General features: G+C 73.0%; 11 protein-coding genes. 6 read left to right on the plus strand and 5 right to left on the minus strand.

Features of this window, described 5'->3' with window-relative positions; genetic code table 11:
- Positions 1-62 precede the first annotated feature (62 nt).
- On the minus strand, positions 63-2,042 hold the full coding sequence (locus HD593_RS22665) for an MMPL family transporter (RefSeq protein WP_185104135.1): 1,980 nt from the start codon (positions 2,040-2,042) through the stop codon (positions 63-65).
- Positions 2,043-2,243: 201 nt separating this feature from the next.
- Positions 2,244-3,236, minus strand: a complete 993-nt coding sequence (locus tag HD593_RS22670; protein ID WP_185104136.1) for an endonuclease/exonuclease/phosphatase family protein — start codon at positions 3,234-3,236, stop codon at positions 2,244-2,246.
- Positions 3,237-3,336: 100 nt separating this feature from the next.
- On the opposite strand from HD593_RS22670, the gene HD593_RS22675 reads away from it, so the two are divergent.
- The gene (locus tag HD593_RS22675) at positions 3,337-4,644 is read left to right on the plus strand and encodes an FG-GAP repeat domain-containing protein (RefSeq protein ID WP_185104137.1); all 1,308 of its coding nucleotides are present in this window, start codon (positions 3,337-3,339) and stop codon (positions 4,642-4,644) included.
- On the opposite strand, the gene HD593_RS22680 is transcribed toward HD593_RS22675, so the two are convergent.
- Both HD593_RS22680 and HD593_RS22685 read right to left on the minus strand, forming a co-directional pair.
- Positions 4,639-5,721: a hypothetical protein gene (locus HD593_RS22680; protein WP_221524892.1), complete on the minus strand. Its 1,083-nt coding sequence runs from the start codon at positions 5,719-5,721 to the stop codon at positions 4,639-4,641. The genes HD593_RS22675 and HD593_RS22680 overlap by 6 nt on opposite strands.
- A gap of 275 nt (positions 5,722-5,996) precedes the next feature.
- Positions 5,997-7,001, minus strand: a complete 1,005-nt coding sequence (locus HD593_RS22685; protein ID WP_185104138.1) for a LacI family DNA-binding transcriptional regulator — start codon at positions 6,999-7,001, stop codon at positions 5,997-5,999.
- A 313-nt stretch (positions 7,002-7,314) separates the two neighbouring features.
- Between HD593_RS22685 and HD593_RS22690 the strand changes: the two genes are divergently transcribed.
- Genes HD593_RS22690 through HD593_RS22710 form a run of 5 tightly spaced genes read left to right on the plus strand, consistent with a single transcriptional unit; the run spans position 7,315 to position 14,160 of the window.
- Positions 7,315-8,877 carry an ABC transporter substrate-binding protein gene (locus HD593_RS22690; protein WP_185104139.1) on the plus strand — a complete coding sequence of 521 codons (1,563 nt, stop codon included), beginning with the start codon at positions 7,315-7,317 and terminating at the stop codon, positions 8,875-8,877.
- 1 nt (position 8,878) lies between these two features.
- Positions 8,879-9,838 carry a carbohydrate ABC transporter permease gene (locus HD593_RS22695; protein ID WP_185104140.1) on the plus strand — a complete coding sequence of 320 codons (960 nt, stop codon included), beginning with the start codon at positions 8,879-8,881 and terminating at the stop codon, positions 9,836-9,838.
- Positions 9,835-10,677, plus strand: a complete 843-nt coding sequence (locus tag HD593_RS61605; RefSeq protein WP_221524893.1) for a carbohydrate ABC transporter permease — start codon at positions 9,835-9,837, stop codon at positions 10,675-10,677. Before HD593_RS22695 ends, HD593_RS61605 begins: the two co-directional genes overlap by 4 nt.
- A 20-nt stretch (positions 10,678-10,697) precedes the next feature.
- A complete protein-coding gene (locus tag HD593_RS22705; RefSeq protein ID WP_185104141.1) occupies positions 10,698-12,308 on the plus strand; it encodes an alpha-L-arabinofuranosidase C-terminal domain-containing protein in 1,611 nt (536 codons plus the stop codon).
- A gap of 31 nt (positions 12,309-12,339) precedes the next feature.
- Positions 12,340-14,160 carry a glycoside hydrolase family 2 protein gene (locus HD593_RS22710; RefSeq protein ID WP_221524894.1) on the plus strand — a complete coding sequence of 607 codons (1,821 nt, stop codon included), beginning with the start codon at positions 12,340-12,342 and terminating at the stop codon, positions 14,158-14,160.
- Between the two features lie 51 nt (positions 14,161-14,211).
- Here the strand turns inward: HD593_RS22710 and HD593_RS22715 are convergent, their stop codons facing one another.
- Positions 14,212-15,333, minus strand: a complete 1,122-nt coding sequence (locus HD593_RS22715; protein ID WP_185104142.1) for a cobalamin-independent methionine synthase II family protein — start codon at positions 15,331-15,333, stop codon at positions 14,212-14,214.
- Positions 15,334-15,335 lie beyond the last annotated feature (2 nt).

The following is a 15,335-nucleotide window of genomic DNA, read 5'->3' on the forward strand; positions in this document are numbered from 1 at the left end:
CTGCCGGAATTTCCGGATTCGCCGTCAGCGGCGGGCGGGCCCGGGCCGCGCCGGGCGGGAGGTCACGAAGCGGCACGCGCCGGCCACCAGATCCGCCGCCCCATGTGGTGGGCCAGCGCCGGCACGAGGAACGACCGCACGATCACCGTGTCGATGACGACCCCGATCGCCACCAGCAGCCCGAGCTGTACGACCGGCACCAGCGGCAGCACGGTCAGCACGAAGAACGCCGCCGCCAGCACCACCCCGGCCGCGGTGATGACGCCGCCGGTCGCGCGCAGGGCGTGCAGGGTCGCCTCGCGGGTGTCGAGCCGGACGGCCTCCTCACGGACGCGGGCCATCAGGAAGATGTTGTAGTCGATGCCGAAGGCCATGAGGAAGACGAACGCGTACAGGGCGAACGACGCGTCGACGACCGGATAGCCGAGGAACTGGGTGAACAGCGCCGAGCACAATCCCAGCGTGGCCGCGAACGACAGCACCACCGTGCCCATCAGCAGCAACGGCGCGACCAGCGAGCGCAGCAGGACGACCAGGATCAGCCCGACGACCAGCAGGATCAGCGGCACGATGAGGAACGCGTCGTCGACGAGCGCGGCCTGCACGTCGAGCAGCTCGGTGGTGAACCCGCCCACCAGGGCCGCGCCTCCCGCCGCCGCCCGCACGGCGCCGCGCAGGTCTTCCACCAGGCGTTGGGCCTCCGGCGTGTTCGGCTCCGCGGCGAGCACGACGTCGAACGTGCGCCACGGGGCGGGCGGCCCCGGCCGCATCGCCACCACGCCCTCCGCCGTGTGCACCGCCTGCTCCACGGCGGCGCTCCTGTCCTGCCTGGCCAGGACCACGACGGGGGCGCTGGCGGGGTAGTGCCGGCGCAGGGCGTCGTAGCCGGCGACGGAGTCCGTACGCATCGTGAACAGGGACGACGGCGGGATGCCCGAGGCGTCGAGCGTGGTCAGGCCCAGGCAGAGCATGGTCAGCAGCAGGGCGGAGCCCGCCCAGGCGAGGCGGGGGCGCTGGCCGACGAAGCCCGCCACGCCCCGCCACAGCCCGTCGCGCGCCGTCTCCCCGGGGCGCGGCGTGCTCGGCCAGAACGCGCGCCGCCCGCCCAGGAGCATCAGCGCGGGCAGCAGCGTCACCATCACGGCCGTCGTGATCAGGATGCCGACGGCGGCCGCCGCGCCGATGGAGCGCAGCGCGTGCGTGTCGGCCACCACGAGGCAGCCGACGCCGCCCGCCACCGTCAGGGCCGAGGCGACGACCGTGCGGATGCCGCCCGACAGCGCGTCCTTGAGCGCCGCGGCCTCGTCGGCGGTGGTGCGCAGCCGTTCGCGGTAGCGGGCGACGAGCAGCAGCGCGTAGTCGGTGGCGACGCCGAACACCAGCACGGTGAAGACCTCGGGGGTGGCGGCCCGCAGCGTCATCAGCCCCGAGCGGGCCAGCGCGTAGATCGCGGCGGCGGAGCACAGGTAGGCCACCACCACGGCCAGCATGGGGATCACCCACAGGACGGGGCTGCGGTAGACGGCGAGCAGCACCAGGAGCACCACGGCCAGGCTGAGCGCCAGCAGCGTGCCGTCGACCCGGCGGAAGGAGTCGACGTAGTCGGCCGCGGCGCCGCCCGCGCCGCTCACGTGGCTGATCAGCCCCGGCGGGCTGCCCTCGGCGGTGATCTGGCGCAGCCGCTCGACCAGCGGGCTGACGAGCACGCCGGGCTTGCCGGACAGCAGCACGGTGACCTGGAGCGCGTGCCCGTCGGCGCTGGGCAGGGGGTCGGACGCCATGCCGACCACCCCGGGGACGCTCGCGAACTGCCGCAGGTCCTGCCGGGCCGCCCGGAGATCGGCCCGCTGGAGCGGCCCGGGGCGTTCGTAGACCACGAGGGCGGGCACCACCCGGCCGGACTGCTTGGCCAGCAGGTCGAGGACGCGGGCGGACTCGGCGCCGCGGGCGAGCATGGAGCTGCCGCTGGTGACGCGGACGTCGTCCAGCGGGCCGCTCGCGAGCACGGCGGCGACGGCGATGGCCACCCATGCGACGACCACGCCGGCCGCGATTTTTCGCGCAGCCCCCATACGAAACAAAACCGACAATTCCCGCCCACCCCCGGCCTCGGTGTGAAAGTGCCGGCCGGCACGTAGACGATAAATTCCCGGTCCTGCTTAAACAACTTTTTGCAGGTGTCTCATATTCGCGTCATGACCGGAACAAACGGGACATGGCCGGATTGGATTTCTCTCGTACGCTCAGCCCTTGATCCGCAGGTCCGCGAAGAGCGCGCGGTGATCGGAACCCGGCACGTCGAACACCTGAACCCCCGCCGCCGACCCCCGCCCGTCCGTCAGCACGTGGTCGATGGCCACCAGCGGCGGCAGCGAGCGCCCGTGCGGCCAGGTCGGGGTCAGCCCCTGCCCGGTGGAGGCCGCCGCGTCCGTGTAGCCGGTGTCGAGCAGCCGGCGGAAGACCGCGTGGTCGAGCGTGGCGTTGAAGTCGCCCGCCAGGATCCTGGGCGGCCCGGAGGCCGGCGCCGGCGGCAGGGCGGAGAGCCCCGCCTCCCACTCCGGCACCGTCGAGGGCACGGGCGCGACCGGGTGCACGACCACCACCTCCACGGCCGAACCGCCGGGCAGCGACACCTCGACCACCGGCATGTGGTGCCCGACCGGCCGGAACAGCCCCGTGCGCTCGGTCATCGGATGGCGGGAGTAGACGCCGCTGCCCTCCGGGCCGCGGAAGTCGGCCCTGCCCACGTGGTACGGCAGCAGCTCCGCCAGCCCGGCCGCCGCCAGCCGGTCCCTGGCCGAGTACGTCAGCTCCTGGATGCTCAGCACGTCCACGTTCAGCCTGCGGGCCAGATCGACGATCACCGTCGCGTCGCCGCGCCCGCCGTTGAGGTTGGCCGTCAGCACCCGCAGCGCCCGGCCGCCGGCGGAGGCGTCGCCGCCGCCCAGCGCCCGCGGCAGCACGCACCAGGCCAGGCAGGCGCACACCGCCAGCATGATCGCGATCGCGGCCCGGCTGCGCAGCAGCGCCACGACCCCCAGCACGAGCAGCGCGGCGAGGGCGAAGTAGGGCGTGAAGGAGACCATCGGCACCAGGAAGACGCCCGCCTCCAGCCCGCCGAGCCGCACGGCCGTCCCCGCCGCGAACAGCACGGCCACCCCGACGGCCACCCGCCTGCGCCACACCCGGCGGGGCCTTGCCCGCCGCTCCGTCTCCACAGCCTCTCGCACCAGCACAGCCGCACAGGCTAAACAGACATTCTTAACGCCGCATGAGGAAAGGCGGCGCGCTGGCCTAGGCTGTGGGACTGTGCCGCGAAAGGCGATGATCGTGTTGATGGCAGCCGTGGCGCTCGCGGGCTGCGGCGCCGGGCCGGGCCCCGGCGGCTCCGGCTCCGGCTCCACGCCCCGCCCCGAGCCCGCCGTGCCGCCGGCCACCACGCCGGTGCCGCCCACCTCCGCCGACGCCTCCGCCGGGTCGCCGGGCCCCCGCTCCGTCACGGCCTCGCGAGGGCGGGGGAAGGCCGGCGATGTCAACGGCGACGGGTACGCGGACCTGGTGGCGGAGTTCGGCCCGGCGGACGGCAGGCGGCTGGGCGTCGTCCACGGCTCGCCGGAAGGGCTCGTCCCGTCCGAGGCGGTGGCCGTGCCGCGCGAGACGTTCACCTCGTGGCCGGCCGCCGGGGGCGCCGGGGCCGATCTCGACGGCGACGGCTTCGGCGACGTGCTCGCCTACGGAGGGCCGGACGACGGCCCGCAGGGTCCGCACGTCTTCTGGGGCGGCCCGGACGGCATCGCCGCGAGGACGGGCCCCACACCCGTCAGACCCCCGGGGCCGGGAGGGCAGATCCACTCCCGGGCGGTCGCGGGCGACTTCGACGGCGACGGCGCCGCGGACCTGGCGATGGCCACCCCGCCCAGGTCGGGCGGCCTCGCCGAGGACCTGACCATCCTGTACGGGCCGTTCACCCGGAAGGGCGTCCCCGCTAGGAGCGACGTCCGCGACTCGCCGACCGGCGGGGACTTCTGGCGGCTGACGGCGGACGAGATCGGCCGCGGCCGGGCCACCGCGCTGCTCGTCCACGAGGGCGACGACGGCGAGCAGACCAGCGGCTGGCTGCTCGCCGCCGGCCCCGGCGGCCTGGCGAAGTCCGGCAGGAAGCTCAACCAGGGCATGGCGGCCGCGTTCGGGGACTTCGACGGCGACGGCGCCAGGGACGTCGCGGTCGGCGACGACGGCAGCCGCAACAACGAGCCCGGCTACGAGACCGAGCCGCCCTCCGTGCACCGCACGCTGACCGTCTACTACGGCAACGGCCGGCAGGCGGCCTTCCAGGGCTCCGCCGGCGCCGCGGTCGCGGGCGACTTCGACGGCGACGGCGACGACGACCTCGCCTTCGGCGGTGCGGCTCCCACCCGGGACGTGAGCGCCACCGCGCCGAAGGTCTTCTGGGGGGGCGCCGGCGGCCTCGCACCGGGCGGCGGAGTCGCCGGCCTGGCCGAGGCCGCGCCGCTGGCGGCGGGCGACTACGACGGCGACGGTGACGACGAGCTCGTGCTCATCACAGGGGACGACTCCACCATCGTGGTGACGGACGGGCGGCAGGAGCTGACCCGCTTCGGCACCACCGAGGTGCCGTCATGAGCGCTGCAGGGCCTTGAAGTCCTTCAGCCAGTAGTTGGGCGCCGACGTCCCGTTGCCGGGGCTCTTGGCGGTGTACGGCACGAACACGCTGTTCAGCAGCCACGGATCCTTGTTGGGCCCGAAGTTCCCGACCATCAGGTCGTCCTGCTTGAACCCGTACGTGGCCACCGCCAGCCGTCCCGTCCCCCGGTACAGCGCCAGTTGCGAGCGCAGGAAGCCGGCCTGCTCCATGAACCACGGGCTGCCGGTCAGGAAGTCGTTCCACTGCTTGCGGCTGAACGGCTCGTCGATGGCGGCCTTGATCACCTCCCAGACCTTGGTGCCGGGGGCGAACCCGTACCGCTCGGCGAACTCCCCGGACACCGGGTCCTGGAGGTGCCGCTTCCAGTACCACACGAGCGAGAACTCGGTCACGAGGTACGTCTGGTCGGGCCGCATCCTCGGCAGGATGAAGTCGAGGAACGCCTGCGCGTTCTCCGGCGCCGGGATGTGCGGGTGGATGTCGACGCCCTGGATCTCGGGCGTCTCGCGGACGAAGGCCATCCAGCGCTCGGCGGCCGGGGTGCGGCGGTCGGCCAGGTCGAGGCGGTTGAGGGCGCCCATGTAGAGGGTGGTGCGGCAGTTCGTGCCGCAGTGCTCGCGGCGGTGGTCGATGACGTGCCGGGCGACGGTCTCGTAGAAGACGTTGAGCCGCTCGTCGCGCTCGGCGGGCAGGCTCTCGATGAACGGCTCGTTACCGATAGCCAGGATGTCCACCTTGTTCAGCACCGTGGGCAGCACCCGGTCGAGCCGCGCCAGCTCCGCGGCCATCGCGGCGCTGCCGGGCTGCGGGAAGGAGGCGGCGTTGTAGGGCCACTTGAGGCTCAGGATGGTGTCGTAGCCGCGGCTTCCCGCTTCGGTGATCGTGCTGATCGCGAAGTGCCCGGCCGGGTCGCCCTGGTCGGTGGCGGGCATCGGGTAGAAGCCGCGTACCCAGCGGGTGCCGGACTCGCGCAGCTCGCGGTAGTCGAGGGCGTCGAGGTTCTGGTTGAAGTTCGCGCCGAGGGCGCCGTGGGCGGCGGGGAGCTGTTCGGTCACGGGGGTGCCTCCCTGAGCGGTGGCGGCGGGAGTGAGGGGCGAGACCGTGACAAGGGCCACGGTCATCGCGACGATCGACAGTCGACGAAGCAAGGTGCCTGCTCTCTGACGGGTTGGGGGAGATCGTCATCGACGCGGTTTCATGTTTGCGCTAACTTCACCGGCCTGTCAACGGCCGATCGTCGGTTGTGAGGGCCGGGGCACGTCCAGCGGGGTCCTGGAGGCTGCGGACGCGAGGGGGCGTGGCCGGCGGCCGCGAGCAGGCGGCCGCGCGTTCAGTGGCGGGCGGTGGGTGGCGGGGCGGTGGAGGCGCGGACGATCAGCTCCGGGCGGACGAACCGGCTGGCCGGCTGGGGCGCGCCGGTCCCGCGCGGCTCCTCGATCCGCGCGATCAGGTGCTCCACGCAGCGCCGCCCCACCGTCTCCAGATCCTGCCGGACCGTGGTCAGCGGCGGCGTCAGGAACGGCGCGAAGTCCAGGTCGTCGAAGCCCACGACGCTCAGGTCGCCGGGCACCCGCCGCCCCAGCTCCGCCGCCGCCCGCAGCACGCCCACGGCCATCTGGTCGTTGGCCGCGAACACGGCGGTCACGTCGTCATCGGCCAGCAGGCGCAGCGCGGCGTCGTACCCGGAGCGCGGCGACCAGTCCCCGGCGACGGGCGGCGGGACCGCGCGCCCCGAGCGCTTGAGCTGCCGCTGCCAGGCCGCCCGCCGCCGCTGCGCCGGGTTGGAGCCGGCCGGGCCGGCGACGTGGTGCACGGTGGCGTGGCCGAGCCCGAGCAGGTGGTCGACGGCCGCGCGGGCCCCAGCGGCCTCGTCCATGCCGAACGTCGGGTGCTTGTGCGCCGCCCTGCTGTCGGCGATGACGAGCGGCACCTCCTCCGGCAGCCGCAGGTGCGGGGTGTCGAGCACGCGCGCCTCGATCACGATCACGCCGTCCACCGCCCGGTCGGTGAGCCCGCGTACGGCGGCGCGCACGTCCTTCTCGGTGGGCCCGTCCACCACGGCCACGCTGACGGAGTAGCCGCGCGCCTGGGCGCCCGTCACGACCGCCTCGACGATGCGCACGTTGAGCACGGCGCTGAGGTTGAACATGACCACGCCGATCGTGCCGAACCGGCCCGTGGCCAGCGCCCTGGCGGCGATGTTGGCGCGGTAGCCGAGCTGCTGCATGGCCGCCTCGACCCTGAGCCGCGTCGCGGCGGTCACGCGGTCGTTGCCGTTGACGACCCGTGACACGGTCTGGCCCGACACTCCGGCGAGCTTGGCGACGTCCGCCATGGACGGCCCTCCGGACGCCCTCGTCCCCGGTGATCGCACCACGCCCGGCTGTCTCCCTTCGTCAGGGCAGCACGTTACGCGGGCTGCCGCGAGGTGGAACGCCGACAGGCTACCCCGGTGCGATTCCGGCGCGGAATCGGCCCGTCGGCGGGTGGATCTCACCAACACGTTCTTGACGCTGATAGGCGCCAGCCCTAAGTTAGCGCAAACATAGATCCGCTCCGGGGGGTCCTGGTTCGCCAGGGTGAGCGGACCAGGTCGGTGACCGAGTCGAAGACACGGCAGTCGAAGACATAGACATTGAGGAGTCGCCATGGGGCGGCATCACCACCGGATCTCTGGAACCACCACCCCGGGCGCCACAGGCGCCGGGCCGAGCCGAACGAATCCGAGCGATCTCACGCGGCGCCGCCTCTTCGGCGGCGCGGGCGCCGCCGTCCTGGCCGCGGCGCTGGCCGGCTGCACCGGCGGCGGCCAGCTCGCCGAGAAGAGCGCGAGCGCGGGCAGCGGCGGTGGCGGCCTGCAGTGGTGGGACCAGTTCCGCCCGCTGACCAAGATGTTGCAGGACGACCTGTTCGCCCCGTTCATGAAGGCGCACCCGGGCGTCACCGTCGAACGGCGCCAGATGGACGCGCCCGACCTCGGCCAGGCGCTGCAGGTCGGCCGGCGCAGCAACCAGATGCCCGACGTGCACTCCCTGGCGGGCCTGGGCGGCGTCTCCCCGGCGGCCCTGGTGAGCGAGGGCTGGTTCCAGCCGATCGGCAAGCTCGCCGACTTCGCCGGCAGCCCGGTCGGCGAGCTCCTGTACGACGGCCTGCACCGCTTCAACGGCGAGGTCTACTCCTTCCCGCCGTTCTCCGGCCGCTGGCACGAGGCGGTGCCCTGGGTCAACACCGCGATGCTCAAGCAGGCGGGCGTCGATCCCGAGGAGGAGCCGGGCACCTGGGACAAGCTCCGCGAGATCGCCCGCAAGGTCACGACCGGCAACGACAGCGGCGCCTACGGCATCGTGGTGCCGAGCAAGGAGACGGAGTACCTGCGCGCGCTGGTGGAACGGCTGGCGATGGCCGCCGGCGCGCCGGGGCCCGGCAACGTCGACTGGGCGACCGGCGACTACGTCTACGACAGCCAGCCGTACATCGACGCCATCGAGTTCCTGGTCAGCCTGCAGAAGGACAAGGTCGTGCACCCGGCCTCGGCGTCGATGGGCGCGCGCGACGCCCGCGCCCGCTGGGCCGCCGGGCAGGCCGGCATCTACCTGTGGGGCGCCTGGTTCATCGGCGGCCTGCGGGTGGACGAGCCCGAGGCGGTCGAGCGCGGCGTCGGCACCTGGCACATCCCCTGCCCCGAGACCACCAGGAACTTCGTCTACAGCCCGCCCTCGTCCGGCACGTTCTGGGTGTCCGACCAGTCCAAGCAGGCCGGGACCGCCGCCGAGCTCATGCTGCAGATGACCACCAAGGAGTTCCAGACCAGCCTGGCCGAGGCCATGGACCAGCCGCCCGCGCTGGCCGCCGAAGTCATCGGCCAGGCCCAGGTGCACGACGCGTACCGCACGTGCGTGGCCAACTTCCAGGAGGACGTGCGCATCGGCCCGGTGCCCGAGGTCGGCAACCCCGGCGTCTGGCAGGTGCTGGCCGAGATGCGCGACATCCACCCCAACCTCGGCGACATCGTCCAGTCCGTGCTGACCGGCGCCTCCACCGACGTCGGCGGCCAGCTCCGCCGCTTCAACGACCAGATCAGCGCCGAGCGGGAGCGCGCGCTGAAGGTCGTGCGCGAGGAGAAGGGCGTCGAGGTGGACCTCAAGGCCTGGGTGTTCGGCAACTGGGACCGCAAGAAGGACTACGGCCAGCAGGACTACGCCGGGCGCTGAGATGACGACGACGACTTCACGGCGCGAGAGCGTCGCCGCTCCCGCAGCCCCGCCGAAGGGCCGGGCACGGCGGCTGCGGCAGGACTGGTGGATCTACCTGTTCCTGCTCCCCACCGTGCTCGGGTACGGGGCCTACACCGTCTATCCGCTGCTGGCCTCCTGGTGGTACGCCTTCCTCGACTGGCCGGGCTTCGCCGGCGCGGGCACGTTCATCGGGCTGGAGAACTTCGAGCGGCTGATCGGCGACGACCTGTTCTGGAACGCGTTCTGGAACTCGCTGGTGTTCCTCGTGATCGCGGTGCCGCTGCGGGTCGGCCTGGCCCTCGCGCTGGCGCTGGTGCTCAACGCGAGGAAGACGCCGTTCAAGGGCTTCTTCCGCACCCTGTTCTTCCTGCCCGTCGTCACCACGGGCGCGATCGTGGGCGTGGTGTTCACGCTGCTGCTCGACGCGAGCGGCCCGGTCAGCCTGTCGCTGGTCTGGTCCGGGCTGATCGACTCGCCGGAGAACTTCGCCGCCAACGCCGGCACCTCCCTGTACGCGGGGATCGCGGTGTGGGTGTGGAAGTGGCTGGGCATCACCCTGATCTACTGGCTCGCCGCGCTGCAGACGATCCCGCAGGGCGTGCACGAGGCCGCGATGATCGACGGCGCGGGCGCCTGGGCGGAGTTCCGGCACGTGACGATGCCGCTGCTGGTGCCGTTCCTGGTGATCATCACGCTGATCGACACCGTGGCCGCGTTCAACGTCTTCGACCTGATGCAGACCCTGACCGGCGGGGGACCGTCCTTCTCATCCGAGGTGATCGAGATCTTCATCTTCCGCACGGCCTTCCAGGCCAACGTCCCGCAGCTCGGCTACGCCTCCGCGGCCGCCGTGCTGTTCGGGCTGCTGACGATGGTGCTCGCCGTCGCCCAGGCGCTGGGCATGCGGTGGGCGCGCGGCAGGAGGGGCGAGTCGTGACACTCCGGCTGCGCCGCCCGAGCGTGCGGCAGGTGGTGACGGTGGTCCTGCTGCTGGTGCTGGGCGGGCTGTGGGTGTACCCGTTCGTCTGGCTGGTGTCGGCGTCGCTGAAGACCTCCTCGGAGATCTTCGGCAGCGGCCTCGGCCTGCTGCCCGAGGAGCCGGTCTGGGAGAACTACGCCCGCGCCTGGAGCGAGGTCGGCTTCGCCACGTACTTCGTCAACACGCTGGTCATCACGGTCGGCACGGTGCTGCTCGTGGTGGTGCGCAGCGCGCTGGCCGGGTACGTGCTCGGCCGCTACGACTTCATCGGCAAGAAGTTCCTCATCGGCCTGTTCCTGGTCACGTTCTTCCTCCCCGAGGGCTACACGATCATCCCGATCACGCAGCTCACCGACCAGCTCAGGCTGCTCAACACGCACACCGGCGTGATACTCGGCCTGGGCGCCGGCGGGCAGATCGCCTCGACCCTGCTCTACGCCGGCTACTTCCGGCGGCTGCCGAAGGAGCTGGAGGAGACCGCGCGCCTCGACGGCGCCGGGCCCCTCACCGTCTTCTTCCGGGTGATGCTGCCGCTCGCCTGGCCGATCACCGCCACCGTGGTGATCCTCACCTACCTGTTCGCCTGGAACGTCTACCTGCTGCCCCTGGTGTTCACGCTCAGCGAGCCCGATCTGCGGACGCTGGCCGTGGGCATGACCGTCTTCGTGGGCGAGCGGGGCACCGACTGGTCGGGCATGGCGGCCGCCGCCGTGATCTCGCTGATCCCGGTGATCGCCGTGTTCGTGGCGCTCCAGCGCAAGTTCGTCGACAGCATCGCGGGAGCGGTGAAGCAATGAGGGAAACGGAGTCCACCGGAATGCGGGAAGCGCTCGTCACCATCGACACCCGCCGGCCGGCCGGCCGCATCGACGACGACGTCTACGGGCACTTCCTGGAGTCGGCGTTCTTCGGCAACATCGACGGCGGCGTGTTCGACGAGGGCTCGCCCCTGTCGATCGACGAGCCCGGCCTGCTGCGCGGCGTGCGCGCCGACGTGCTGGAGCTCGTCAGGGAGCTCGGCCCCGGGCCGATCCGCTGGCCGGGCGGCAACTTCACCTCCGCCTACCACTGGGAGGACGGCATCGGCCCGCGCGACGGCCGCCCCAGCAGGCTGGAGCTGGCCTGGGGCGGCCGGGAGAGCAACCGGTTCGGCACCGACGAGTTCCTCGCCTGGTGCGAGGCGGCCGGGGCGCAGCCGTACCTCGTGCACTCCGCCCGCGACGTGGACGAGGCGGTGCGCTGGATCGAGTACACCAACTCCGCCCGCGACACCACCCTCACCGCCCGCCGCGCCAAGAACGGCAGGGCCGAGCCGTGGAACGTGCGGTACTGGGGCGTCGGCAACGAGGTCTACGGCCCCTGGCAGATGGGGCACCGCACAGCCGGCGAGTACGCCGCCGCGGCCCGCGAGCATGCCCTGTTCATGCGCCTGGTCGATCCCGGCGTCAAGCTGATCGGCGTCGGCATCCCGTGGCGGCAGGAGGAGTGGACCAGGCCGCTGCTCAAGCGGGCCGGCTCGCTGCTCGACTACCTGTCCCTGCACCTGTACGGCGCCGGCACCCACCTGTGGACCGGCGACGACTACGACGCCGTCGTCGCCCAGGCCCTCTACTTCGAGCGGGAGATGCACACCTACTCCCAGCTCGTCACCGCCCTGGCCGCCGACGCCGGCCTGGACCGCCCGCCCGCGCTCGCCCTGGACGAGTGGACCATGCGCCACCTGGAGCCCGAGGAGTGGCCGCAGCCGCTGGCCGGCGACGACGGCGGCATCGCCCCGCGAGACCTCACGCCCGTGGACGACCCGCTCAAGGTGCGCGTCAACCGGTGGAGCCCCAGGACGGTCGCCGACGCGATCTTCTGCGCCGGTGTCTTCCACGCCATCCACCGCACCGCCGGCCTGCCCGCACCCGTCTCCATGGCCAACCCCGTCAACCTGGTCAACGCCAACGGCCTGGTCGTCGCCCGCCCCGGCGGCGCGATCCGCTCGGCCATCTACCACGTCTGGCACCTGTACCGGCACCACACCGGCCGCACCGTGCTGCCCTGCGAGGTGACCGGGCCGGCGCGCACCACCTCGGTCACCCTCGGCGACAACCGCGGCCCCGACGGCCGGCTGCTCACCGCTCCCATGACCGTCCCCGACGTGGACGTGTCGGCCACCCGCGCCGACGACGGCTCGCTGCGGATCGCCGTCGTCAACCGGCACCGCGACGCTCCCGCGCGCCTGCGGATCGTGCTCGACGGCGCGCAGGCCAACACGCCCGCCACGGCCAGGATCCGCACCCTGGGCGCCGACGTGGCGGCCCTGGACGCGGTCAACACGCTCGGCGCGCCCGACACGATCGCCGTACGCGACCTGGGCGACGTCGAGTCGAGCGGCGGCACGTGGACCGTCGGGCCGCACTCCGTGACCGTGCTGTCCCTCTGATGACGCTGCCCCTCTGACGACCTGGAGCGACGTGACCGACCATCCCCGCCCCCTGCTGGTACGCCCGCACTGGCAGGACCTGTCGGGCCCCTGGGGCTTCGCCACCGACGACGAGGACCGCGGCCTGGCGCTCGGCTGGCACGAGGACGCGGCCCCGTACACAAGGACGATCACCGTGCCGTACCCGCCGGAGAGCGAGCTGTCCGGCCTGCGCGACACCGCCCCCCACCCTGTGGTGTGGTACCGCCGCACGCTGCGCCCCGACCGGGCGCCCGGCCCGGGGGAGCGGCTGCTGCTGCACTTCGGCGCCGTGGACTACCGCGCGCGGGTCTGGGTCAACGGCGTGCACGTCGGCGGGCACGAGGGCGGGCACACCCCGTTCACGTTCGACGTCACCGACGCGCTCGTGCCCGGCGCGGAGCAGGTCGTCGTGGTCCGCGCCGAGGACGAGTGCGACGACGCCACCCAGCCGCGCGGCAAGCAGGACTGGCGGGCCGAGCCGCACGAGATCTGGTACCACCGCACCACCGGCATCTGGCAGCCCGTCTGGGCCGAGGTCGTGCCCGCGCTGCACCTCCGGACGCTGCACTGGACGCCCGACGTGCCCGGCGCCGCCGTCACCGTGGAGGTCGAGCTGTCCCGCAAGCCCGAGCGGGACGTGGACGTGCGCGTCGTCCTCACCCTGGGGGAGGAGGTGCTCGCCGACCAGACCTGCCGCACCCGGCAGAGGGACGGCCGGTGGGTGATCGCCATCCCGGCCGCCAGGCACCAGCTCGAACAGGCCAGGCTGCTGTGGACGCCGGAGAGCCCCACCCTGCTGGACGCCCGCGTCGAGCTGTCGGCGGGCGGGCAGCCGATCGACGCGGTCACCTCGTACGTCGGGCTGCGCAGCACCGGCATCCGCGACGGCCGCTTCCTCCTCAACGGCCGGCCTCGCTTCCTCCGCCTGGTCCTGGCCCAGAACTACTGGCCGGGCTCGCACCTCGCCGCCCCCGCCGACGCGCTGCGCAGGGAGGTGGAGCTGGCCAGGGAGCTGGGGTTCAACGGCGTGCGCGTCCACCAGAAGGTCGAGGACCCGCGCTTCCTGGCCTGGTGCGACCGGCTCGGCCTGATGGTGTGGAGCGAGCTGCCCAGCGCCTACGAGTACGCGCCCAGGACCGTCGAGCGGCTGACCCGCGAATGGCTGGAGGTCGTGGCCCGCGACCGCAGCCACCCGTGCGTGGTGACGTGGGTGCCGTTCAACGAGAGCTGGGGCGTCTGGCACGCCGCGGACGTGTCGGAGCAGCGGCACGCCACCGCCGCGCTCTACCACCTCACCAAGGCGCTCGACGGCACCCGCCCGGTGATCTCCAACGACGGGTGGGAGCACACCGAGAGCGACATCTGGGGCCTGCACGACTACGCGCCGACCGGCGCGTCCATCCGCGAACGGTACGCCGACCGGGACGCGGTCGAGCGCGTCCTCACCGACCGCCCGCCCGCCCGGCGCGTCGCCCTGCTGGGCGACCCGGTCAGGCGGGGCCAGCCGGTGGTGCTGTCGGAGATCGGCGGCCTCAGCCTGCGGCCAGGGGCCGGTGAGCCGTGGCACGGGTACGCCGCCGTCACCACCACCGGCGAGCTGGCCGAGCAGTTCGGGCAGTTCGTGGACGCCGTGCTGGACAGCCCCGAGCTGGCCGGCTTCTGCTGGACCCAGCTCACCGACACCGAGCAGGAGACCAACGGCCTGCTGACCGCCGGGCGCGAGCCCAAGCTGCCGGTCGAGGTCGTGCGCCGCATCCTGACCAGGCCCGCCCGCTCGGCGCCCGCCGAGGCCATCGACGCGGCCCGCCGCGCCGCCAGGCAGGCGGACTGACGGCCGGCCCCGTCATTCGTGGTCGCGTGTCCAGAGCTGAGAGTGGCGGGCTCAGCCCCAGACCATCCGCGCCGTCTCCACCACCAGCTCCAGCTTGCGCCGCTCCTCGTCCACGGTGAGCAGGTTGCCCCTGACGGTGGAGGCGAAGCCGCACTGCGGGCTGATCGCGAGGTTCTCCATCGGCACGTACTTGGCCGCCTCGTCGATGCGGCGGCGCAGCTCGTCCTGCGACTCCAGCGCCGGCACCTTGGACGACACGAGCCCGAGCACCACGGTCGTGCCCTCGGGGACGAACCGCAGCGGCTCGAACCCGCCCGCCCGCTCCGTGTCGTACTCCAGCAGGAACCGGTCCACCGGCACCTCGCCGAACAGCCGCTCCGCGACCGGGTCGTAACCCCCCTTGGCCGACCAGGCGCTGCGGTTGTTGCCCCTGCACAGGTGCAGGGCGACCGTGACCTCGGGGTCCAGCTCCTTGGCCGCGCGCACCTGCTGGGCGTCGATGGCGACCGCCGCGTCGAGCAGCACCTCCGGTTCCGGCGCCGCCGGCCCGAGCACGCGGGAGCGGAAGCCGTCGTCGATCACGAAGTCGTAGGCCAGCGAGTCGAGCTGGATCCACCGCACGCCCTGCGCCAGCAGGCCCCTGATCTCCTCGGTCCGCAGCGCGACGAGGTCGCGGAACAGGTCGGCGGGGGTGGGGTAGGCGGCGGCGCTGAGGTCGGGCCGCCACAGGAGGCTCCCCATCGACGAGCTCACCATGGTGATCTTGTAGGGGCCGGGGGCGTGCCGGGCCAGGAAGCCGGCCTCGGTCGCCGTCAGGTTCCGCTTCTGGGTGAGCTTGCCGGTCGCCACCACCAGGTCCCAGGACGTCTCCTCCGGCGGCACCGGCTCGCCGTCGCCGCGCCACCACTCGGTGGAGGGCAGCGGGGTGGGCGACACGCCGCCCAGCGACTCCAGCAGCCCCGCGAGCCAGGTCTGGCGCCGCATCTCCCCGTCGGTGAACACCTCGATCCCCGCCTGGCGCTGCAGCTCGATCGCGGCCAGCACGGCGGCGTCCTCCCGCTCGGCCAGCTCCTCGGCGCTCAGCTCGCCGCGCTCGCGCGCCTGCCGGGCTCGCAGCAGCCCGGGCGGGCGCAGGAGGCTGCCAACGTGCTCGGCATGGGGTGTCGCGGGCATGC

The organism is Nonomuraea rubra (assembly GCF_014207985.1).
Classification (GTDB): Bacteria; Actinomycetota; Actinomycetes; order Streptosporangiales; family Streptosporangiaceae; genus Nonomuraea; species Nonomuraea rubra.

Excerpts from the sequence above, each read along its gene's own strand:
- HD593_RS22675 (WP_185104137.1), top strand. The coding sequence starts at position 3,337 with ATGGCAGCCGTGGCGCTCGCGGGCTGCGGCGCCGGGCCGGGCCCCGGC.
- HD593_RS22685 (WP_185104138.1), bottom strand. The coding sequence starts at position 7,001 with ATGGCGGACGTCGCCAAGCTCGCCGGAGTGTCGGGCCAGACCGTGTCA.
- HD593_RS22690 (WP_185104139.1), top strand. The coding sequence starts at position 7,315 with ATGGGGCGGCATCACCACCGGATCTCTGGAACCACCACCCCGGGCGCC.
- HD593_RS22695 (WP_185104140.1), top strand. The coding sequence starts at position 8,879 with ATGACGACGACGACTTCACGGCGCGAGAGCGTCGCCGCTCCCGCAGCC.
- HD593_RS22705 (WP_185104141.1), top strand. The coding sequence starts at position 10,698 with ATGCGGGAAGCGCTCGTCACCATCGACACCCGCCGGCCGGCCGGCCGC.
- HD593_RS22715 (WP_185104142.1), bottom strand. The coding sequence starts at position 15,333 with ATGCCCGCGACACCCCATGCCGAGCACGTTGGCAGCCTCCTGCGCCCG.